Annotated in this window: 16 protein-coding genes and 1 pseudogene; 9 read left to right on the top strand and 8 right to left on the bottom strand. The window is 72.6% G+C overall.

Features of this window, described 5'->3' with window-relative positions:
- Window positions 1–35: 35 nt before the first annotated feature.
- Both L2C96_RS06065 and L2C96_RS06060 read left to right on the top strand, forming a co-directional pair.
- Window positions 36–575, top strand: a pseudogene (locus L2C96_RS06065) (ATP-binding cassette domain-containing protein); the annotation flags it as partial.
- Complete coding sequence (locus L2C96_RS06060) at window positions 575–2,170, top strand: ABC-F family ATP-binding cassette domain-containing protein (RefSeq protein ID WP_237335481.1); 1,596 nt, start codon at window positions 575–577, stop codon at window positions 2,168–2,170. The pseudogene L2C96_RS06065 and the gene L2C96_RS06060, both read left to right, overlap by 1 nt.
- Before the next feature lie 19 nt (window positions 2,171–2,189).
- Here the strand turns inward: L2C96_RS06060 and L2C96_RS06055 are convergent, their stop codons facing one another.
- From L2C96_RS06055 to L2C96_RS06045, 3 genes are all read right to left on the bottom strand, one after another.
- Window positions 2,190–4,721: an AfsR/SARP family transcriptional regulator gene (locus tag L2C96_RS06055; protein WP_237335480.1), complete on the bottom strand. Its 2,532-nt coding sequence runs from the start codon at window positions 4,719–4,721 to the stop codon at window positions 2,190–2,192.
- Between the two features lie 72 nt (window positions 4,722–4,793).
- Entirely contained in the window at window positions 4,794–5,402 is a 609-nt protein-coding gene (locus L2C96_RS44995; RefSeq protein ID WP_308191135.1) for a hypothetical protein, read from the bottom strand.
- Window positions 5,399–5,776, bottom strand: coding sequence for a hypothetical protein (locus L2C96_RS06045; RefSeq protein ID WP_237335479.1), 378 nt, complete (start codon window positions 5,774–5,776; stop codon window positions 5,399–5,401). The genes L2C96_RS44995 and L2C96_RS06045 overlap by 4 nt, the downstream gene beginning before the upstream one ends.
- Window positions 5,777–5,991: 215 nt before the next feature.
- Between L2C96_RS06045 and L2C96_RS06040 the strand changes: the two genes are divergently transcribed.
- The 5 genes from L2C96_RS06040 (at window position 5,992) to L2C96_RS06020 (ending at window position 11,176) form a co-directional block, all read left to right on the top strand.
- Complete coding sequence (locus L2C96_RS06040) at window positions 5,992–6,750, top strand: AfsR/SARP family transcriptional regulator (RefSeq protein WP_237335478.1); 759 nt, start codon at window positions 5,992–5,994, stop codon at window positions 6,748–6,750.
- A gap of 102 nt (window positions 6,751–6,852) precedes the next feature.
- Window positions 6,853–7,284, top strand: a complete 432-nt coding sequence (locus L2C96_RS06035; protein ID WP_020419298.1) for an organic hydroperoxide resistance protein — start codon at window positions 6,853–6,855, stop codon at window positions 7,282–7,284.
- Between the two features lie 84 nt (window positions 7,285–7,368).
- A complete protein-coding gene (locus tag L2C96_RS06030; RefSeq protein WP_237335477.1) occupies window positions 7,369–8,142 on the top strand; it encodes an alpha/beta hydrolase in 774 nt (257 codons plus the stop codon).
- Between the two features lie 221 nt (window positions 8,143–8,363).
- Complete coding sequence (locus tag L2C96_RS06025; protein WP_237335476.1) at window positions 8,364–9,824, top strand: aldehyde dehydrogenase; 1,461 nt, start codon at window positions 8,364–8,366, stop codon at window positions 9,822–9,824.
- Window positions 9,821–11,176, top strand: a complete 1,356-nt coding sequence (locus L2C96_RS06020) for an MDR family MFS transporter (protein WP_237335475.1) — start codon at window positions 9,821–9,823, stop codon at window positions 11,174–11,176. Before L2C96_RS06025 ends, L2C96_RS06020 begins: the two co-directional genes overlap by 4 nt.
- Window positions 11,177–11,498: 322 nt before the next feature.
- On the opposite strand, the gene L2C96_RS06015 is transcribed toward L2C96_RS06020, so the two are convergent.
- From L2C96_RS06015 to L2C96_RS06005, 3 genes are all read right to left on the bottom strand, one after another.
- Window positions 11,499–12,536 (bottom strand): alpha/beta fold hydrolase, encoded by a 1,038-nt coding sequence (locus L2C96_RS06015; protein ID WP_237335474.1) that lies wholly within the window; start codon window positions 12,534–12,536, stop codon window positions 11,499–11,501.
- A gap of 96 nt (window positions 12,537–12,632) precedes the next feature.
- Window positions 12,633–15,344, bottom strand: a complete 2,712-nt coding sequence (locus L2C96_RS06010) for an ATP-binding protein (RefSeq protein WP_237335473.1) — start codon at window positions 15,342–15,344, stop codon at window positions 12,633–12,635.
- Window positions 15,345–15,484: 140 nt separating this feature from the next.
- On the bottom strand, window positions 15,485–16,648 hold the full coding sequence (locus L2C96_RS06005) for an acyl-CoA dehydrogenase family protein (RefSeq protein ID WP_237335472.1): 1,164 nt from the start codon (window positions 16,646–16,648) through the stop codon (window positions 15,485–15,487).
- Window positions 16,649–16,743: 95 nt separating this feature from the next.
- Between L2C96_RS06005 and L2C96_RS06000 the strand changes: the two genes are divergently transcribed.
- Window positions 16,744–17,175 (top strand): cupin domain-containing protein, encoded by a 432-nt coding sequence (locus L2C96_RS06000; protein WP_237335471.1) that lies wholly within the window; start codon window positions 16,744–16,746, stop codon window positions 17,173–17,175.
- Between the two features lie 74 nt (window positions 17,176–17,249).
- Window positions 17,250–18,872: a tannase/feruloyl esterase family alpha/beta hydrolase gene (locus L2C96_RS05995; protein ID WP_237335470.1), complete on the top strand. Its 1,623-nt coding sequence runs from the start codon at window positions 17,250–17,252 to the stop codon at window positions 18,870–18,872.
- A 108-nt stretch (window positions 18,873–18,980) separates the two neighbouring features.
- On the opposite strand, the gene L2C96_RS05990 is transcribed toward L2C96_RS05995, so the two are convergent.
- Both L2C96_RS05990 and L2C96_RS05985 read right to left on the bottom strand, forming a co-directional pair.
- Window positions 18,981–19,871 carry a ketopantoate reductase family protein gene (locus L2C96_RS05990; protein ID WP_237335469.1) on the bottom strand — a complete coding sequence of 297 codons (891 nt, stop codon included), beginning with the start codon at window positions 19,869–19,871 and terminating at the stop codon, window positions 18,981–18,983.
- 7 nt (window positions 19,872–19,878) lie between these two features.
- Window positions 19,879–20,469 carry a flavoprotein gene (locus L2C96_RS05985; RefSeq protein ID WP_237335468.1) on the bottom strand — a complete coding sequence of 197 codons (591 nt, stop codon included), beginning with the start codon at window positions 20,467–20,469 and terminating at the stop codon, window positions 19,879–19,881.
- Between the last annotated feature and the right edge of the window lie 5 nt (window positions 20,470–20,474).

Genomic DNA, 20,474 nt, shown 5'->3' with positions numbered 1-20,474 from the left:
TTTCCTGGCCGGATGACACCCCCGTCTTCGACCAGCTGTCGTTCAGCGTTCCCGACGGGCGCACCGGTCTCGTCGCCCCGAACGGGGCAGGCAAGTCCACCCTGCTGCGCATGATCACCGGTGATCTCGACCCGGACGGCGGCGAGATCAAGCGCGCCGACGGCCGGATCGCCTACCTGTCCCAGCGCCTGGACCTGCTCGACGACACGCGCACGGTCGCGGAGAACCTGGCGGCGTTCGCGCCCGCGATGCTGCCCGCGCAGCGGATGAACCTGCTGGCGCGCTTCCTGTTCCGCGGCGACCGGGCGCACCTGCCCGTTTCCGTCCTGTCCGGCGGGGAACGGTTGCGCGCGACGCTGGCGTGCATCCTGTTCGCCGAACCCGCGCCACAACTGCTCTTGCTGGACGAGCCGACGAACAACCTGGACCTGGTCAGCGCGGGGCAGCTGGAGAGCGCGCTCAATGCCTACCAGGGCGCGTTCGTGGTGGTGAGCCACGACGAGCGGTTCCTGGGTGAGATCCGCATCGACCGACGGCTGCGGCTCGACGGCGGCAAGCTGGCCGAGTCCCGCTGATGTCGGCGGCTCTCGTCGCGCACGACCTCGTGCGCGTCCTCGGTGACCGCCGGGTGCTGGACGGGGTGTCGCTCACCGCGGCGCCCGGGCACCGGATCGGGTTGATCGGGGAGAACGGTGCGGGCAAGTCGACGTTGCTGCGCGTGCTGGCCGGGGTGGACCGGCCGGACCGCGGCAGCGTCGAGCACCCGGCGGATCTCGGTTACCTGCACCAGGAAATGCCGTTCGACCCGGCGGCGACGGTGGCGGACGTGGTCGACGACGCGCTCGCGGGCGCGCGCGAGGACCTGGCGGAACTGGAGCGGCTCGGCGCGCTGCTCGCCGAGGACGAGGGACTGTTCGACTCCTACTCCGAGCGGCTGGCGCTCGCCGAGCTGCACGACGCGTGGGACGCCGACCGGCGCGCGAAGATGGTCCTCGACGGGCTGGGGTTGGGCGGAGTCGCGCCGGAGAGGCGGCTCGGTGAGCTGTCCGGCGGGCAGCGGGGACGGCTCGCGCTGGCCGCGCTGCTGGTGCGGCGGCCGTCGGCGGTGCTGCTGGACGAGCCGACGAACCACCTCGACGACGGCGCGGCGGCGTTCCTCGAAGAGCAGGTGCGCGGCCTGCCCGGCACGGTCGTGGTGGCCAGCCACGACCGTGCGCTCCTGGACGCGGTGTGCACGGACATCGTCGACCTCGACCCGGCAGTCGGCGGGCCGGTGCGGTTCGGCGGGAACTACACCGGTTACCTGGCGCAGAAGCGGGCGGACCGGGAGCGGTGGGAGCGGCGTCACGCCGAGGAGCAGGAGGAGATCGCGGCGCTGCGGGATTCGCCGGGCGTGACCACGCACCGGGTCGCGCCGAACCGGGCGCCGCGGGACAGCGAGAAGATGGGCTACGGGCACCGGGCGGGACGGGTGCAGAACTCGATCTCGCGCCGGGTCCGCAACGCCGCGCGACGACTGGCGGAGCTGGAACGCACGCAGGTACACGCTCCCCCGCCGCCGCTGCGGTTCCGCCCGGACGCGCTGGCCGGGGAGGCGCCGGAAGAGGTCCTGGTGTCGCTGCGGGACGTGCACGTGCCCGGGCGGCTCACGGTGGAGCACCTGGACATCGGTGCCACCGCACGGCTCCTGGTGACCGGCCCGAACGGGGCGGGCAAGTCGACGCTGCTGCACGTGCTGGCCGGGCGGCTGGAAGTGCCCGGCGTGCGGCGGCTGCCGGAGCTGCGGGTCGGGTTGCTGAGCCAGGACACCGAGTTCGCCGTGCCTTCGCGAACGGCACGCGAGACCTATGCAGCGGCAGTGGGCACCGAGGCAGTGCCGCTGGAATCGCTGGGGCTGCTGGGGAAGTGGGACGTCGACAAGCCGGTCGGCGAGCTGTCGGTGGGCCAGCGGCGACGGCTGGCGCTGGCGATCCTGGTCGCGAACCCGCCGCAGCTGCTCCTGCTGGACGAGCCGACGAACCACCTCTCCCCCGCCCTGTGCGACGAACTGGAGGACGCACTGGGCCCCGGCCCGGGCGCGATCGTGGTGGCCGCGCACGACCGCCGCCTGCGCGAACACTGGCAGGGCGTCGAGGTGCGGGTCCACAACGGACGGATCGATCCGGGTTAGGCGCGTCGTGCGCGGCGCCTCAGCGTCCTTCCCGGCGGAAGAGGTCCGGGCGCCGCGGCGCCCAGAGTTCGTCCTCCAGGTGGCGGTCCTGCCAGGACGACGGCGGGTCGGCGATCCAGTCGTGGCCGAAGATCGCGTACGGGTAGCTCGACCCGGCGCAGTTCACCTCGTAGTGGTCCAGGTAGTCCATCAACGGCGCCCACAACTGCCGGTTCGCGATGACCAGGTAGGAGGCCGCCAGGCCCGCCTCGTGCACCCAGCCCCGCATCATCCTGGCCAGGAACACGTCGGTGATCGGGTTCGGCTTGGACTCGAACGCCGGGCAGATCAGGTGCCGGGCGATGCCGAAGTGCGCCCCGGGCGGCAGGTTCCGCCGCGCGACGTCGTGCCAGACGTCCGCGATCACCGGGTCGGCGTCCAGCTCCTCGGGCGCCGGCTCGCGCACGGTCAGCCAGCTCATGAAGGCACGCAACCGGCCGCTGTGGACGCAGCGCAGGACATGGAAGCCGCCGGGCTGGCGGTTCAGCCAGAACCGGACCGACGACGCGGTGAACTCGCCGTAGGTTTCGTGCGCGAGCGCGACCAGCTCGTCGTGGTCGGCCGGGGTGACCCCGGTGGCCCGCACGTCCGGCTCCCCCGTCGCCGACACGTACCGGTTCGTCACGCCGCCGCGGCGCCGGAGGTGGCTGATGGTCCGCAGGACCGCCGCGCTCGCCCGCGGATCGGTGGAGTCCCGGAGCAGCGTGTTCATCGTGTAGTCGCGGATCCGCCGGTGCATCCGCTCGTAGCCCACCGGGTCCCGCCACCGCAGGTGGGCCTCCAGCGCTTCGCGGAGCACCCCGTTGATGTCCAGGCCGTGCCCGGGCGTCTCGACGTAGGGCTGCACGCGCAGCCAGTCGAACAGCTCCGCGGCGTCCCCGCCGGGCACGGCGACGCGCAGGAGGTCCTCGGTGGTGTACCGGGCGTGCGCGCACACGTGCAGCGCCCACCGGTGCTGCGGCGACGGCACCGCACCGATCAGGGTGTCGAGCACGGTGTCGACCACGAACCGCACGGCCTCGCGGCGCGACGGCTGCCCGGTCGCCGACATGCTGCGGCCGACCTCGGCGGCCAGCGACAGCACGAACGGGTTGCCTGCCGCGAAGTCCACGATGGACGGCACGAACCCGGGATCGACGCCGCGTGCCTCGACCAGCGCCGCCGACTCCGCGGCGCTGAGGGCTTCCAGCTGCCGGGCCACGATCGAACCGGACCACCCCGGGTCGGTGATCCAGCAGACGCTGGGCCCGAGCCGGCTCGCCACGACGACGATCGAGTCGGCGGGCAGCGTGCGGAGGTATTCGTCGCGCAGCCACGGTTCGAGTTCGCCGTGCCGTTCGAAGGAGTCGACGAGCACCACGGGCCCGTCGGACGCCGTGGTCAGCCCTTCGGCCAGCTGGTCAAGGCGTTCCCGCAGCTCCGCGGTGCTGACGTCGTGCAGGTGCCACACCGTCCGGCCGGCGGCCGCGGCGTCGTCGGCGTAGCGGCGCAGCAGGGTCGACTTGCCGACGCCCGCGTGACCGCACACGAAGAACACCACGAGGCCGTCGCCGCGCCTGCGGCCGAGCATCGCGGCGAAGGCGGCGCGCTCGGCGTCCCGGCCGACGAACCGGGATCCGACAGCGCGGTCCAGTGCCGCACCGGCCGGGCGGGCCGCCGGCTCCCCGGTCACCGGCGCCACGGCCCGTGGCCGCGGGGCGGGCACGAACTCGTCCTCGGCGTCGGTGTCGGCGCGCAGGATCTTCTCGTGGATGGCCCGCAGGCGCGGCCCCGGGCTGACGCCGAGCTCCTTGCCGAGCAGGTCGTAGACCATCCGGTAGACCTCCAGCGCCTCGGCGCGGCGGCCGCTGCGGTAGAGGGCCAGCAGGTAGATCTCGTACAGCGGCTCCTCCAGCCGGTTCAGCTGGATGAGCAGCGGCACCTCGGCCACCACCTCGGCGTGTTCGCCCATCTCCAGGCGCAGCTGCAGCAGCTCCTGGGTGGCGATGAGCTTCAGCCGCTCCAGTCGGGAGCGTTCCCGCTCGGCGGCCTCGCCCGGCACCCCGGCCAGCGCGGTGCCCGTCCACAGGTCGAGCGCCTCGCGCAGGTGCTTGGCCGCACCCGGCACGTCCCCGTTCGCACGTTCCTGCCGGGCGGTCTCGACCAGCCGCGTGAACTCGTCCGCGTCGAGCGCGAACAGCGACGGGTCGAGCATGTAGCCGCCGGACTGCGAGCGGATCGCCGAGCCGAGGCCGTGCTCGGAGAGCACGCGCCGGATGCGCGAGATGTAGGTGCGGATGACGGCCTCACCGGTGGCCGGGGCGCGATCGCCCCACAGGCCGTCGATGAGCTCGCCGATCCGGACGAAGCTGCCACTGCGCGACAACAGCAGCATCAGCACGGCCTGCTGTTGGGGCGCGCCCAGTTCCAGCTCGGCGTCGCCGCAGCGGAGGCCGGGCGGTCCGAGGATGGTGAAACGGCATGGGGTCGAGACCACGTTCTGCTGTCCAATCACGGCTGCCCGGCGGTGCATACCCGGAAAGTAGGTCTGCCGGGACGGCCCTCGCGAGCGTCACGTGACGCTGTGCTTGTACGTCACCGCTGGTCAGTACAACCAGCGGTGTCCCGCGACCACCTCGTCGGGCGAGCGCTGCGCCGCCCACGCGGCGTCGGATTCCCGCACGGCGCGGAACGCGTCGGCGAGTTCCGCGCCGAGGACCGCGGAGATCCGCGCGTTGCCGGCCAGCGCGGCGAGCTGCTCGTCCACAGTGGAGGGCAGGAGCCCGATGCCCGCGGCCGCGCGCTCGGCGTCGGTCCAGGTGCCGGGGTCCTGCTGGACGGGGTCCGGCGGGGTCAGGCGGTCCTCGACGCCCGCGATCCCGGCGGCGATGACGACCGCCAGCGCGAGGTAGGGGTTGGCCGAGGCGTCCGACGGCTTGAGTTCGAACGGCAGGTCGCGCGCGCCGCCGCCGCGGGACTGACCGTGCGCGCGGGCTACGAAATCGAGTTCCAGCTCACCGCGGCCGACGCCGGTGAGTTCCGCCCTGTGCACGACGGGCCCTCCTACGGCCCGCTCCGCACCCTGGCCGTCGACGGGTCCGCCGAGCAGCTGCTGCGCGAACCTCGACCACAACGGCATCGGCGTGCACCAGTCCCACGGCGAATACGGGCCGGGGCAGTTCGAGCTCAGCATCACCGCGCAGGACCCGCTCACCGCCGCCGACCACCAGCTAGCACGCCGCGCGGGTCGTAGGGCCAGTCCGAGCCGTCGGCGGCGACCAGGCGGCCCGGCGCCCAGGCGAAGCCGGACTGACCGGACAAGCGGACGATGCGGTCTGCTTCGGGCACGAGCCGGACGTCACCCGGCGGCGTGCCGAGTCCTTTGTGGCCGAACGTAATCGCGTCGTGCGAGTCGAAGACCGCGAACAGGGGTGTGACGCCGATCCCGGCGCGCACGGCGGACGGCAGCCCGCGTGGCGGCACGGTCCGCGACCTGGTGATGCCGTTGTTGTCGGCCCAGGCGACGGTGATCCCGACGACGCCCTGATCCGCGAGCTCCGCCACAGTGGCCCGCACGTCCTTGCTCACCGAGTACCCTTTCGTTCACAGCGCTTCCGTTGCCGGCGCACCATTCCTAGAGCAGTGGTGCAGACAACGCGTAGACGTCGTGTCTACGAAGCGAAGTGCGCGGGTTCCCGCGACGCCGGCACGGCGCCTCTGACACAGTGGAGGCAGGGCCGGTCGCAGGAGCCCAGGCTCGACTTCACAATCTCGCGCGTCGCGGAAGGGCGGGGGAACCAATCATGGCCGGGGTGAGTTTCGGGTTGCTGGGCCCGATCAGGGTGTGGCACGACGGTCATCAGCTGGACGCCGGATCCCCGCAGCAGCGCGGGGTCCTCGCCCTGTTGCTGCTCGGCGAGGGGCGGCAGGTCACGCTCGAGGAGATCGTGGGCGCGTTGTGGGGGCCGGAGGCGCCGCGCAGCGCGGTCGTCACGACGCGCACCTACATCTCGCGCCTGCGCCGGCTGTTGACCGGCGCCGCGGGCGGGGGCACGTCGGCGGAGATCCGGTCCGCCGGCCGCGGGTACCAGCTGCTCGTCGACCCGGCCGCGGTCGACGTGACGGTGTTCCGCCAGACCACGGCCGAAGCGCGTGACGCACGGGACCGGGGTGAGGACGCCGAGGCGGCGCGGCTGCTGCGCGGGGCGCTGGCGTTGTGGCGCGGGCCCGCGCTCGACGGGCTGGGCGGCTCGTTCTTCGAGGGCCGCCGCACGTGGCTGGAGCAGCTGCGGGCGTCGGCGATGGAGGAGCGCTGGGCGCTGGACATCGGCCAGGGCGACTGCGCGCAGGCGATCGCCGAGCTGACGCTGGCCACGAGCGGCGAGCCCTACCGGGAACGGTTGTGGGAGCTGCTGATGTGGGCGCTGGACAGCGAAGGCCGGCGGGACGAGGCGTTGTCGGCGTATGAGCGGATCGCCCGGCTGCTCGACGACGACCTGGGACTGGAGCCCGGCCCCGGACTGCGGCGGATGCACGCGCGGATCAGCGCGGCACTGGTCTGATCCGGGGATGACGTACACCGGTGACGTCGTGCGACGGTCGCCGCGACGGTTCCGGCGTTCGTAACGTGGTCGGCACACACCACGGAACGCAAAGGAAAGCCGATGTCTGAGATCACCTACACCGCGGTCGCCTCCTCCACCGCGGAGGGCCGCAACGGGGGTCACGCCAGGTCCGACGACGGGCAGCTGGACGTCACGCTCGGCGTGCCCAAGGCGCTCGGCGGCGCGGGCAACGGCACCAACCCGGAGCAGCTGTTCGCCGCCGGGTGGGCGTCCTGCTTCATCGGCGCGGTGCGCCGGGTCGCCACCGCGAAGAAGATCCACCCGAGCGACCTCGCCGTCGTCGCGGAGATCACCCTGCACCACGACACCGAGGCCAACGACTTCAAGCTGAGCGCGGCGCTGCACCTGGAGGCCTCCGGCGTCGACCAGGCCACCGCCGACGAGCTGGTCCAGGGCGCGCACCAGCTGTGCCCGTACTCGAAGGCCACGCGCGGCAACATCGAGGTCACCCTCGACGCCACCGTCGCCTGACCTCTCCCCCTACCTCGAGCCCGCCCCCGCTGTCCCCGGTGGCGGGCTCGAGCCCGTTTTGTCCACAGTGAACGGAGCTCGTCGATGAAGATCTTCCCAGCGGTGGCCGCGGTGCTCGCCGCGTCCGTGCTGGCCGCCTGCGGAGCGGAGGCCGACACGACGCCTCCCCCGGGCCCGAAGCCGACCGTCGTGCTGGTGCACGGCGCGTTCGAGGACGCGTCGTCCTGGGCGCAGGTGACGCGGAAGCTGCAGTCCGAGAACTACCCGGTGGTCGCGCCGGCCGTGCCGCTGCGCGGCGTCGCCGCGGACACCGCCGCCCTGCAGGGTGTGCTGGGCGCCATCAAGGGCCCGAAGATCCTCGTCGGGCACTCCTACGGCGGTCTGCTGATCAGCGAGCTGGCCTCCGCGCCGGACGTGCGCGCCCTGGTGTACGTGGCCGCGTTCATCCCGCAGGCCGGTGAGACGGCGGGGCGGCTGAACTCGCAGTTCCCCGGCACGCTGATCGGCCCGGCCACGACGCACACCGTGGACAGCCCGGACGGCCCCGAGCTGTACGTCAACACCGACAGCTTCGCGGCGCTGTTCGCCGGTGGGCTGCCGGCCGCCGACGCGGCGGTGTCCGCCGCCGGGCAGCGGCCGATCCTGGCCGCGGCCTTCGACGAGAAGGTCGCCACCACCGCGCCGGGGAACGTGCGCAAGTTCGCGATCGTGGCGACGCGCGACCAGGCGATCCCGCCCGCCGCGGAGCGGTTCGAGGCCGAGCGTGCGGGCGCGGCGATCACCGAGGTGGACTCGCCGCACGCGGTCCCGGCGGCGAACCCGCAGGCCGTCGTCGACGTGATCCACCAGGCGAGCTGACCTGCCCGCCGTGACGGGTTCCAGGCTGCAGGATCACCAGCGCCGGCGACGAATGGGCACCGCGCGGCGGCGGGCCGGGCTCGGGCACACCGCGCACCCGGGCAGCCGGAACGCCGAAGGCGCTTCCGCTGAAGTGTGACCCTCCGGACAGAAATCGCCTCATCACTGTGGCAATTAAGTGCTACAGTGATGAGGCAGTTGAAATTCGGAGGGAGCACCCAGTGATCATCAACGAGCAGCTCTTCATCGGCGGCGAGTGGACCACCCCGAGCAGCCCGGAGCTGCTGGACATCCGGTCCCCGCACGACCAGTCGCTGCTGGGCCGCGTCGCGCAGGCGCAGCCCGCGGACGTCGACCGGGCCGTCGCCGCCGCGCGGAAGGCCTTCGACGAGGGGCCGTGGCCGCACACCTCGCCCGCGGAGCGGATCGCCGTCATCCGCAGGCTGAACAAGCTCCGCGAGGAGCGCGCCGACGAGATCGCGGCGCTGATTTCGGCCGAGAACGGTTCGGCCCTGTGGTTCACCAAGGCCGGCCAGCCCGGTCTGACGCGCCAGGCGAACGCCTACCTGAAGGCGGCGGAGGAGTTCGGCTGGGAGGAGACCCTCGCACCCTCCGACCCCACCGCGCCGTTCCGCTCGGTCGTGCGCCGCGAGGCGGTCGGTGTGGTCGCCGCGATCATCCCGTGGAACTCGCCGTTCTCCTCGGCGATGGCGAAGATCCTGCCCGCGCTGCTGGCCGGGAACACGGTCGTGCTCAAGGTGTCGCCGGAGAACACACTGAGCATGAACCTGCTCGCGGACCTGCTGGCGCAGACCGGCCTGCCGGAGGGCGTGATCAGCGTGCTGCCCGCGGACCGCGAGACCAGCGAGCACCTGGTCAAGCACGCGGACGTGGACAAGATCGCCTTCACCGGCTCGACCCGCGCCGGGCGCCGCATCGCGTCGCTGGCCGGTGAGCAGCTCAAGCGCGTCAGCCTGGAGCTGGGCGGCAAGTCGGCCATGATCATCCTGCCGGACGCCGACGTCGACGCCGCGATCCAGGGTGTGAAGTTCTCCTCCCTGCTGAACAACGCCGAGTCGTGCATCGCCCAGACCCGCATCCTCGCGCCGCGTGCCCGCTACGAGGAGGTGGTGGCCGGGCTGAAGGAGCTCGTCGAGTCGCTCGGTGTCGGCGACCCGGCTCAGGACACCACGTTCATCGGCCCGATGGTGCGGCGCGACCAGCAGCAGCGCGTCCTCGGCTACATCCGGACCGGCATCGAGGAGGGCGCCCGGCTCGTCACCGGCGGCCCGGAAGTCCCGGCGGGGCTGGAAAACGGCTTCTACGTGACGCCGACGCTGTTCGCCGACGTGGACAACTCGATGCGCATCGCGCAGGAGGAGATCTTCGGCCCGGTCCTGGTCGTCATCGCCTACGACGACGAGGACGACGCGGTCCGCATCGCCAACGACTCCGAATACGGCCTGTCCGGCGGCGTGTGGTCGGCCGATCCCGCGCACGCGCTGGCGGTCGCGCGCCGCGTCCGCACCGGCATGATCACCGTCAACGGCGCGCCCATCGGGTTCGACGGGCCGTTCGGCGGGTTCAAGGCCAGTGGGCTGGGCCGCGAGTACGGCGCGGTCGGGCTCGGCACCTACACCGAGTACAAGACGGTCACGATCCCGGTGCAGGCGCAACGATGACGACCGTCGACATCCCCGCCAGACCCGCCGTGCGACCGGCGGTGACAGCCCTCGTCCTGGCTGTCCTGCTGGCCTCACTGGACCAGACCATCGTCTCGACCGCGTTGCCCCGGATCGCCGAGGACCTCGGCGGGTTCCGCGACATCGCGTGGGTGACCGCGTCCTACCTGCTCGCCTCGACCGCGGCCACCCCGTTGTGGGGCAAGCTCGGCGACATGCTGGGGCGCAAACGCCTCTATCTCGTCGCCACCACGGCGTTCCTGGTCGCGTCCGCGTTGTGCGGGCTGGCGCAGGACCTGCCGCAGCTCGTCGCCGCGCGTGCCCTGCAGGGACTGGCCGGCGGCGGGATGATCGTCCTGACGTTCGCGCTCGTCGGCGACATCGTCGCGCCGGCGGAACGCGGGCGGTACCAGGGCCGGTTCGGCTCGGTGTACGGCGTGGCGAGCATCGCCGGGCCGCTGCTGGGCGGGCTGTTCACCGACGAGCTGTCGTGGCGGTGGGCGTTCCTGATCAACGTGCCAGTGGGGCTGGTGGCGGTGGCGATCGCCGCGCGGTACCTGCCGGCGGCGGCGCGCCGCCCGGCCGCCCGGATCGACTACCTGGGCGCGGGTCTGCTGGCCGCGGCGGCGACCGCGCTGATCCTGATCACCTCGTTCGGCGAGCGGTGGGGCTGGGCGTCCCCGGGCGTCCTGGGGCTCGCGGCGGCGGCGGTCGGGTTGATCGCGCTGGTGATCCCGGTCGAACGACGGGCCGCGGCGCCGGTGCTGCCGCTGTCGATGCTCACCTCGCGGACCGTCGTGATCGCCTCGGTGGTCGGGTTCGTCGCCAACGTCGCGATGTTCAGCGTGCTGGTCTACCTGCCGACGTACCTGCAGGTGGTGGACGGAGTGTCGGCCACGCTGTCCGGGGTGCACATGCTGCCGCTGGTGATCGGGCTGGTGGTGAGCCAGTCGCTGGCCGGCCGGTGGATCGCGAACCCGGCGCGCGTGCGGGTGGTGCTGGTGGCCGGGATGGTGCTCAACGTCGCCGGCCTGGTGCTGCTGAGCACTCTGGCGCCGGGCACGTCGCAGGTCGTCCTGGTGCTGTACTTCCTGGTGACCGGTGTCGGCATCGGGATGGTGCCGATGGTCGCGCTGACGGCGGCGCAGAACGCGGTCCCGGCGGCGGACATCGGCGCGGCGAGCGCGGTGGTGACCTTCGCCCGGTCGATCGGCGCGGCGTTCGGGGTGGCGGTGTTCGGGACGCTGCTGGGTGATGATGTGGCGGGGAACATCGGTGGGGCGTTCCTGTGGATCACGCCGCTGGTGGTGCTGGGGACGCTTCTCGCGTTTCTTCTTCCGAAGCGGAGCTGACTTTTTCGCGCAAAGGCGCCCGGCTTTCGGTTGGGCGCCTTTCGCTACGCGGGTTTCTCGGGCGCCGGGCTCGCAGGCTCGCACCGGGTGAAGCCCGCCCCGATTTCTCATTCTTTCAACGGCCGAGCAGGGGTTGTCAAGGCTGGAAAGAGTACCTTGACAACCCCTGATCGGCCGCCGAACTGGGCTGGGGATCGGGGGTGGGGAGGGGCCTGGGCGGGCTGCTGAGGGCGTTGCGTTGGCGGCCGGCGGTGGGTTCGCGGGAAAGAGAAAAGCCCGGGGCACGCGCCCCGGGCGGCTGTCCTCAGTGGACCGTCCAGCCCTAGAAGTGGTCCGCGTCCACGATCGCTCGCGTGAACGGTTGCGGCGCCTCCTGCGGTGCGTTGTGCCCGATGCCGGCGAACACGCGGTGGTCGTACTTGCCCGTGAACTTGCTCCGGTACGCCATGCCGTCCGCCGCGGCGCCGTCGAAGTCGCTGCCGATCGTGATCGTGGGGACCGTGATCGCCGGTGCGGTCTGCAGCTTCTGCTCGTAGACGTCGTACTGCGGCTCGCCCGGGGCCAGACTGAGCCGCCACCGGTAGTTGTGCACCACGATCGCCACGTGGTCCGGGTTCTCGAACGCCGCCGCGCTGCGGTCGAACGTCGCGTCGTCGAAGTTCCACGCCGGGGACGCGTTCTTCCAGATCAGCTTGTTGAAGTCGTGGCGGTTCTCCGTGTAGCCCAGCACCCCGCGCTCGGTCGCGAAGTAGTACTGGTACCACCAGCCCAGCTCGGCCGCGGGCGGCAGCGGCTGCTGGTTCGCCGCCAGGTTCGTGATCAGGTAGCCGCTCACCGCGACCAGCGCCTTGACCCGCTCCGGCCATAGCGCGGCGATGATCGCGGCCGTGCGTGAACCCCAGTCGTAGCCGCCGAAGACCGCCTTGTCGATCTTGAGCGCGTCCAGCAGGGCGATGACGTCGAGCGCGATCGCCGACTGCTGCCCGTTGCGCACGGTCTGCGCCGAAAGGAACGTGGTGCTGCCGTACCCGCGCAGGAACGGCACGATCACCCGGTAGCCCTGGGCGGCCAGCAGCGGCACGACGTCGACGTAGCTGTACGGGTCGTAGGGCCAGCCGTGCAGCAGCACCACCGGCTGCCCGGTCGCCGGCCCGAACTCGAAGTAACCCATGTCCAGCACCCCGGCGGTGACCTGCTTGACCGGGCCGAGCGAGGTGTGCTCGCCGGAGCCCGTCCGCAGGTCCGCGCCCGGCGCCGGAGCGGGAGCCGCGGCCGGCGCCCCCTTCGGCGAGCACGCGGCCAGCGAAGCCGCCGCCGCGCCCGCCGCGATCGTCTGCCCGAACAGTCTCCTGCTGATCATCTCGAAACTCTCCCATGCGAGGTACCCGTTGACGTCGACGACGCTAGGCACCGCGCGCGGGGGTCCGCGCCCGTCGGATGACGCTGCGCGTGTACGTCATCCCAGGTTTTCCAGGATCCCGGCCAGGTCGGCGCGAGAGCTCACCCCCAGTTTCGGGAAGATCCGGTGCAGGTGGGTGCCGACCGTGCGGTGCGACAGGTACAGCCGCTGCCCGATCTCCCGGTTGGTCAGCCCCTGCGCGGCCAGCTCGGCGATGCTCAGCTCGTGCGGTGTCAGCTTCTCCCGCGCGTCCGGGCCCCGGTTCGGGCTCGACTCCCCCGCGCTGCGCAACTCCCGCCGCGCCCGCTCACCCCACGCGGTCATCCCGAGCGCGTCGAACGTCTCCCGCGCGGTCCGCAGGTGCGTCCGCGACTCCACCACCCGCCGCTGCCGCCGCAACCACTCCCCGAACGCCAGGTGCACCCGCCCGCGCTCGGCCGGCCACCCGGTCAGATCCGCCCGCAACGCCTCCAGGAACAGCTCCTCGGCGTCGTCGGTGGAGGCCAGCACCGCCCGCGCGTACCGCAGTCCGATGTGGAGCGCCGGGGACGAGGTGGTCTTCCCGAGCGGTTCCATCACCGCCAGGATGTCCCGCATCGTGTCGCTCTGTCCGGATCGGACCGCGGCCTCGGTCAGCTCGGCGAGGAAGTACGCCCGCAACGCCAGCTGGTAGGCCGGATCGGTCGGGTCGAGCACGCGGCGCAGGTCGGCGAACGCGTCTTCGTAGCGGCCCTCGCTCAGCGCGGTGAGCCCGCGGGCGAGCTGGACGGTCGCCAGCACCGGCCGGGCGCCCGCGGCGAGCCCGGCCCGCTCGGCCTCGTCGGCCAGCGCGGTGGCCTGCTCGTGCTCGCCCCGCAGCGCGGCGATCTCGGCCTGCACCGCTGTGGCCAGGCCGAACATGAACGGCTGCTGCGTCTCCTTGGCGAGCTGGGCGGCCTCGGCGGCGATCGGCACCGCGGTGGCCAGATCGCCGAGCCGGGTGCGGCTCCACGCCTGCACGGCCAGCGCCCGCGGCAGCAGCCCGAGCAGCCCCTGGGCCCGCAGCCCCGGCGCGGCCGCCGCGGAGAACCGCGCGGCCAGGTCGAACGCCCCGACCTGCAGGGACGCGCTGCCCAGGTAGCGGTCGACCGCGGAGTTCGCCCCCGCCGAGCCGGCGAGGGTGCGCAGCCCGTCGAGCACGGTCTCGCCGCGCTCGAAAGGTGCGACGTAGGCGGCGATCGCGACCTGGCGTGGATCGTCGGCGGGCAGCGGCAGCCGGTCCGACACGGCCAGCAGCTCGCGCCGGGTCTCCGGACCGGGTTCGGACCAGAAACAGCGCATCGCGGTGCTCCACAGGATCCGCACCGCGGCTTCGGTGTGCCCGTCGCCGGCGACCTGCGCGGCCAGCTCGCCGAGGTCCGCGACGCGCGTGATGTCCTCGCGCACCCCGTCCTCGAACGCGCTGAGCAGCCACGCCGCGGCGACCTGCTGGCGCGGGGTGAGTTCCAGGGTCTGCGCCTCGCGGACCAGCCGGTCGACCGTCTCGCGCCGGCCGCAGTCACCTGCCAGCTCCGCGGCGCGCAGCAGGCGGACCGCGCGCCGGTCCGGCCGCTCGGACAACCGGGCGGCCTGTTCGAGCGCGGCGATCGCGGCCGTGGCCGCGCCGCGGCGGCGGGCCCGTTCGGCGACGTCGTCCAGTTCCCCGGCCACCGCCTCGTCGGCGCTCGTGGTCGCGGCGGCCTGGTGCCAGGCCCGCCGGTCCGGGTGCGCGACCAGTGTCGCCGCGAGCGCCAGGTGCGCTTGCCTGCGCTCGGCGAGCGTCGCGGCCGCCGGGATGGCCGACCGCATCAGCGGGTGCCGGAACGTCACCGCCCCCACCGCGACGTCGACGAGGCCGGCGGCCACCGCCGGGGTCAGCACGTCGACCTCGACGGTGTCCTGCAGGACGAGCCCGGTGGCGGACAGCGTTTCGGCGACCGAGTCGCTCTGCCCGAGCGCCGCGACCAGCAGCGCGGTGCGGGCCGGGGCGGGCAGGTCGGCGACCCGGGCGGTGAAGGCCCGTTCCAGGCGGTCGCTGAGCGGCAGCACGGGATCGAGCACGCCCGCTTCGGCCACGGCGGCGGGCAGTTCGGCCAGCGCGAGCGGGTTGCCCGCCGCGTGGGCGAGCACCTGCTCCCGCGCCGGCGGGTCCAGGTCCGGGGCGACCGAGTCGAGCAGGCCCACGGCGTCTTCGTCGGACAGCCGCTCGACCGGCATCGGGGTCAGCCCGGCGTCCTGCAGCGGTGAGCGGTCGCCGTCGCGCAGGGTCGCAATCAGGGCGACCGGCTCGGCGTCGATCCGGCGGGCCACGAAAGCCAGCAGGTCGACGCTCGCGCGGTCGAGCCAGTGCACGTCCTCGGCGACGAGCAGCAGCGGCCGGTCCGCGGCCTCCTCGGCCAGCAGGGTCAGCGCCGCCAGGCCGACCAGGTAGGTGCTGGGCTCGTCCCCGTCCGCGAGGCCGAGCGCGGTCCGCAACGCGGCCTTCTGCGGCGCGGGCAGCGCGTCGATCCCGGCCCGCACCGGGTAGAGCAGCTGGTGCAGGCCCGCGTAGGCGAGGTTCTGCTCGGCCTCCACCCCGGTGGCGGTCAGCACGCGCACCCCGGCGACCGACGCGGCGGCGGCTGCTTCCGCGACGAGCGCGGACTTCCCGATGCCGGCTTCCCCGGTCAGCAGGAAACCCGTGCACTCCCCCGGGCCGTCCACGAGCTCGCGCAGTCTTTTGAGCTCGGTTTCCCGTCCGAACAACCCCATCCCGCCGCACCCCTGCCCTCGATGTCCCGACGGCGACGATACCGAAATCGGTGCGCTCGGCCCGGCTCAACCGGTTCGTCCAGGCAGCGACCCGCCACGCGGTGGTGGCTGCCCAAGGAGCGGGAAATCCCCCGGCGCCATCAGAACAGCGGCAGCCCGTGGTCCAGGCCCAGCCGCACCCGGCCCGAGCCGCCGAAGAACTCCGGCGCCTGGTTGACGTGCTGCAACGCGACCATCCCGTCCCGGTGCAGCCGTTCCAGCCGGTTGCCCAGGTAGAGCGAGGTCGAGCTGCCCAGCTCGTACACCGCGACGAGGGCCTCCCGCGCGACGGCGGCGGCGTGGGCCATCGCCGAGTGCAGGTCGGCGTGCAGGTCCAGCGTGACCGGCGCGCCGCGGCCTGCGGTGTCGTCGATCCGCCTGGTCACGTCGAACAGGAACAACCGAGCGGCGCGCACCGCGGTCTCGTGGCGGGCCAGCAGCTCCTGCACGCGCGGCTGCTCGGCGAGCAGGCCGCCGAACGCGGTGGTCTTGCCCGGGGCGAGCGCGACCAGTTCGTCGATCGCCTGCTGGACCGTGCCCAGCGCGATCGCGGTGCAGCCGGCGAAGACCAGCAGGACCGGGTTGATGCGGTAGATGGGCCGGTCCAGGCGCAGCGGCGTGTCGATGTTCGCGGTGAGCTCGGCGGGAACGAACGCGTCCTCGACGACGACACCGTGGCTGCCGGTCGCGCGCATCCCGCTGACGTTCCAGGTGTGCTCGATCTTCAGCTGGTCCCGCGAGATGTGGAAGAGCCGCACGTCGGGTTTGCCCGCTTCGGTCATCGCGGGCTGCTCACCGTCCATCACGACGCCGAGCGGAACGAACCACTCGGCGTGGTCGACGCCGCTGACGATGCGCCACCGGCCGGACAGCCGGTAACCGCCCTCGACCGCGACGGCGGTGCCCGGCTGGCCCGCGTTGGCGAACACCGGCTCGCCGCCGCCGGTCCAGATCTTCGCGGCGCCCGCCTCGCTCAGCATCGCGGCGGTGAAGCCGAAGTTGGCGTTCCAGACGACCCACGCGGTGGCGGGGTCGATCCGGGCGAAGTGCTCGTACACGGCCAGCGCGGTGGTGACCGGGACTTCCAGCCCGCCGTACGCGGCGGGGGTGAGCAGGCTGAAGGCGCCCGACGCGCGCAGTTCCGCGACGAGGTGGTCCGGCAGGTGGCCGAGCTTCTCGGCCTCGTCCCGGGCGGCTTCGATCGCGCCCCGCAGCAGGGTGGGCAGGGCGAGTGCCCGGGTCTCCCCGGAAGTGTTGTCCGACATGGCCGCCATGGTGCCGCCGCGGTGTGTACGCGTGATCGACGCACGTCGACACCGCGTACAGCCGCTGTTCACAGCGCCGCCCTAACTTCGGCCGCATGATCAAGAAAACCGCACTCGTCGTGACCGCAGCCGCCGGACTGGCGCTGACCGTCCTGCCCGGCACGGCCGACGCCACCCCCGGCCAAGGCGTCTCGGCCGTCACGATCTTCGACCACGTCATCGGGAACACCGACTACGTGCTGAAGGAGATCACCCTCGCGCCGGGCGGCAGCACCGGCTGGCACTACCACCCCGGCCAGGTCACCGGTTATGTCAAGCAGGGTGTGCTGAGCCACAACGACTCCAGCTGCGCCGGCGACGGCGTCTACCACGCAGGGCAGATCGTCTCCGAGGAGAGCGGACCCGGATACGTCCACATCGGACGCAACCTGGGCAGCACGCCGGTCGTGCTCGACGTGCTCTACCAGAGCCCCGCCGGTCAGCCGCTCGCCGTCGACATGCCCAACCCCGGCTGTTCCTTCGAGTGACCTCCGTCCGCGGAACGTCCATCGATCGTCAACTTCCGGTTCCTAGGGTCGGGCCCGGAAGGAAGGTGCCAGAAATGCCAGAAAAACGAAGAGCCAGACGCCTGACCGGGCTACTGGCGGCGGCCATGCCGCTGGCCGCGCTGATCCCCCTCGCCGCGAGCGCGTCGACCCAGCTCGCGCCCGCGCAGGCCGCCACCCCGGCGTGCACGGCGGTGCCGGTCACCGCGCCGGAGGGCGCGAAGATCGAGTCGGTGCAGGCGGAACACCACGACGGCGGGACCGTCTCGTTCCCCGCCACCCCGCTGGCCCCGGCCGCCGAGATCACCGGGGTGCCGGCGTACTGCCAGATCACCGTGACGGTCACCCACACCGGCAGCGACCACGTCAAGATCGCGGTCGCGCTGCCGGAGACCGGCTGGACCGGCCGCCTGCAGGGCGTCGGCGGCAGCGCCTACGCCGCGGGCAACTTCGGCCCGCCGCTGGTGCAGGCCGTGAAGGACGGCTACGCGGGCGTGACCACCGACGCCGGGGTGCGCAGCGAGCTCGACACCAGCTGGGTGGTCACCGCGGACGGCACGGTCGACCAGGCCCTGCTGACCGACTTCGCGTCCCGCTCGGTGCACGAGTCGGCCCTGATCGGCAAGGACGTCGTGCGCGAGCACTACCAGCGCGGCGTGTCGTACGCGTACTGGAACGGCTGCTCGACCGGTGGCCGTCAGGGCTACGAAGAGGCCCAGAAGTACGCGAACGACTTCGACGGCATCCTCGCCAACGCGCCCGCGGTGAACTGGACGCAGTTCGCGGTGGCGACCCTGTGGCCGCAGACCGTGATGAACAACGACCACCACTTCGTCAGCAACTGCGTGCTCGGCGCGTTCCAGCAGGCCGCGATCCAGGCGTGCGATCCCCGCGACGGGGTCACCAACGGCATCATCGACCGGCCGGACGAGTGCAGCTACGACCCGCGCTCGCTCGTCGGCAAGAAGGTGCTCTGCGACGGCCAGGAGGTCACCGTGACCACCGCCGACGCGGACGTCATGCGCAAGATCTGGAACGGCCCGACCGACGAACGCGGACGGTCGTTGTGGTCCGGGCTGCCCAAGGGCGCGGACTACACGTGGCTGGCGGGCACCGCGCCCGGTCCCGGCGGGCAGCTGACCGCGCCCGGGTTCCCGGTGGCCGTGCAGTGGGTGCAGGCCTTCCTGGAGAAGCAGCCGGGCTTCGACACGTCGAAGCTGACCTACGCCCAGTACCGCAACCTGTTCCGGCAGTCGGTGCGGGAGTACGACCGGGTCATCGGCACTTCCGACCCGGACCTGTCGGACTTCCGCCGCTCGGGTGGCAAGCTGATCACGTTCGTCGGGACCGCTGACCAGCTGATCCCGCCGGGCGGCACGCTCGCCTACCGCTCGCAGGTCGAGCAGCGGATGGGCGGCGCGGAGAAGGTGAACGACTTCTACCGCCTGTTCCTCGCCCCGGGTGTGCAGCACTGCGGTGGTGGCGCGGGCGCGCAGCCGGTGAACGCGCTCGGCGCGCTGGTCGACTGGGTCGAGCACGGCAAGGCCCCGGCCACGCTGGCCGCGACCACGCTGGACGGTTCGGCGTCGCGGGACCTGTGCCCGTTGCCGCAGGTGTCGCGCTACCAGGGCTACGGTGACCCGGCGCTCGCGTCGAGCTACCGCTGCACGAGGTTCTGAACAGTCGCGTGAAGAACGCCGTCTGCGCCGGGTTTCTCCGGTGCGGACGGCGTTTTCGCGTTCTCAGTGCGGCAGATCGCGCGAGGGGAGCATCGCGCTCCCCACACTTCAGCTCGGCAGGCCACGCAACAGGCGCAGGACCGTGGTGGTCACCGGCGCCGGCACCCGATACTCACCGGCCAGGGTCACGACCGGGCCGAGCAGGCCGTCGTGCTCCAGCGGGCGTCCGGCCTGGCGGTCCTGCAGCATCGAGGTGGTCATGCCGGGGTCCATCCCGCTGATCCACTCGACGATCTCCCTGGCCCGCGCGCCCGTCAGGCCCACCCCGGCCGCCCTGGCGACCGCGGCGGTCTCGGCCGCCAGGTCCATCGCGATGGCACGCAGCGCCGGGTCGCCCAGCATCTCCATGCGCCGCCCGGTCAGCGCGGTGAGCGAGTTGGTCACCACGTTGATGATCAGCTTCTCCCACGACGCGAGCCGGAGGTCGGGGCTGGTCTCGACGATGAGACCGGAACCGTCGTAGAGCCGGGCCACCGCGCGGCCGCCGCCGTCGTCGGGCACCACGATCCCGCGTCCGGTGGTCCGGCTGCGGGTGTGGCCCGGCCCGACGAGCTCGCAGTTGAGCCACGCCAGCGCGGGGACCACCGTCGCGGCGGTCAGCGGGCCCACCCGCTCCCGCTGGTCGATGCCGTTCTGCGCGACGAGGACGCCGCCGTCGGCGGGCAGTTTCGCGAGCCAGTCCGCGGCCGAGGGCGTGGCCCCGATCTTCACGGCCAGCACGGCCCAGCGCACTGGGGGCAGGTCGCCGGGCGTGGCCACCCACTTCACCGGCTCCTCGCGGCTGCCGGTCTCGTCGGTCACCACGAGGCGGTCCACTTCGGACCGTCCGCAGACGATCACGGGGTGTCCCGCGCGGGCCAGGTGGTGGCCCAGGAACGTGCCGAGCGCGCCCGCGCCGATCAGCGCGACGGGCTCGGTCGGGTTGATGGTCGTCACCATGCCGACATTAGACGCGTTCTGTTGACGGCATGTGAACGGACAACCGGTCCCGCACGATCTCGGCGAACCGCGGCGGCGGTGGCGGCGCGGGGCTTTCCACGAACGCGCCGGCGGCGACGTCGTAGCGGGGCGCCGGGACCGGGTCGACGACGACGTGTCCGTCCTGTCGCAACTGTCCCACATTCCGCTGCACTGCCCGGTTTGCCCACATTTCCGCGGACATCGCGGGGAAGAACACGACGGGCGCGGTGGCGGCGGTGATCGCCGCGGTCAGGAGGCTGGGCGCGGCGCCCGTCGCGGCGGCGGACAGCACGTTGGCGGTCGCCGGCAGCACCACCATCAGGTCGTGGCCGGCCGCGAGGGTCTGGTGGTTGTCCCGCGCCCACGTCGTCCGGTCGCCCGCGGTGACGACCTTGTCGGCGAACAACGCGATCGTCGACGCCGGGATGAACTCCGCGGCGGTGTGGGTCATCAGGACCGTGACGCTCCCGGGAAACGAGCCGCGCAACGCGGAGATGTACATCGGCAGCAGGGCGACGGCGGCGGAACCGCTGGCGCCGATCAGCAGGCGCGCGCTGGGGGAAGGGTTCTCGGACATGGGTC

This window comes from Amycolatopsis tucumanensis, from assembly GCF_021654135.1.
GTDB classification, from domain to species: domain Bacteria; phylum Actinomycetota; class Actinomycetes; order Mycobacteriales; family Pseudonocardiaceae; genus Amycolatopsis_E; species Amycolatopsis_E tucumanensis.
Note: the sequence above shows the minus strand (reverse complement) of the source record. Positions and strands in the feature narration are given on the sequence as shown.

What these genes read in the sequence shown, in the direction of transcription:
- L2C96_RS06060 (WP_237335481.1), top strand. Translation starts at nt 575, where the DNA reads ATGTCGGCGGCTCTCGTCGCGCACGACCTCGTGCGCGTCCTCGGTGAC.
- L2C96_RS06055 (WP_237335480.1), bottom strand. Translation starts at nt 4,721, where the DNA reads ATGCACCGCCGGGCAGCCGTGATTGGACAGCAGAACGTGGTCTCGACC.
- L2C96_RS06040 (WP_237335478.1), top strand. Translation starts at nt 5,992, where the DNA reads ATGGCCGGGGTGAGTTTCGGGTTGCTGGGCCCGATCAGGGTGTGGCAC.
- L2C96_RS06035 (WP_020419298.1), top strand. Translation starts at nt 6,853, where the DNA reads ATGTCTGAGATCACCTACACCGCGGTCGCCTCCTCCACCGCGGAGGGC.
- L2C96_RS06030 (WP_237335477.1), top strand. Translation starts at nt 7,369, where the DNA reads ATGAAGATCTTCCCAGCGGTGGCCGCGGTGCTCGCCGCGTCCGTGCTG.
- L2C96_RS06020 (WP_237335475.1), top strand. Translation starts at nt 9,821, where the DNA reads ATGACGACCGTCGACATCCCCGCCAGACCCGCCGTGCGACCGGCGGTG.
- L2C96_RS06015 (WP_237335474.1), bottom strand. Translation starts at nt 12,536, where the DNA reads ATGATCAGCAGGAGACTGTTCGGGCAGACGATCGCGGCGGGCGCGGCG.
- L2C96_RS06010 (WP_237335473.1), bottom strand. Translation starts at nt 15,344, where the DNA reads ATGGGGTTGTTCGGACGGGAAACCGAGCTCAAAAGACTGCGCGAGCTC.
- L2C96_RS06005 (WP_237335472.1), bottom strand. Translation starts at nt 16,648, where the DNA reads ATGTCGGACAACACTTCCGGGGAGACCCGGGCACTCGCCCTGCCCACC.
- L2C96_RS06000 (WP_237335471.1), top strand. Translation starts at nt 16,744, where the DNA reads ATGATCAAGAAAACCGCACTCGTCGTGACCGCAGCCGCCGGACTGGCG.
- L2C96_RS05995 (WP_237335470.1), top strand. Translation starts at nt 17,250, where the DNA reads ATGCCAGAAAAACGAAGAGCCAGACGCCTGACCGGGCTACTGGCGGCG.
- L2C96_RS05990 (WP_237335469.1), bottom strand. Translation starts at nt 19,871, where the DNA reads ATGGTGACGACCATCAACCCGACCGAGCCCGTCGCGCTGATCGGCGCG.
- L2C96_RS05985 (WP_237335468.1), bottom strand. Translation starts at nt 20,469, where the DNA reads ATGTCCGAGAACCCTTCCCCCAGCGCGCGCCTGCTGATCGGCGCCAGC.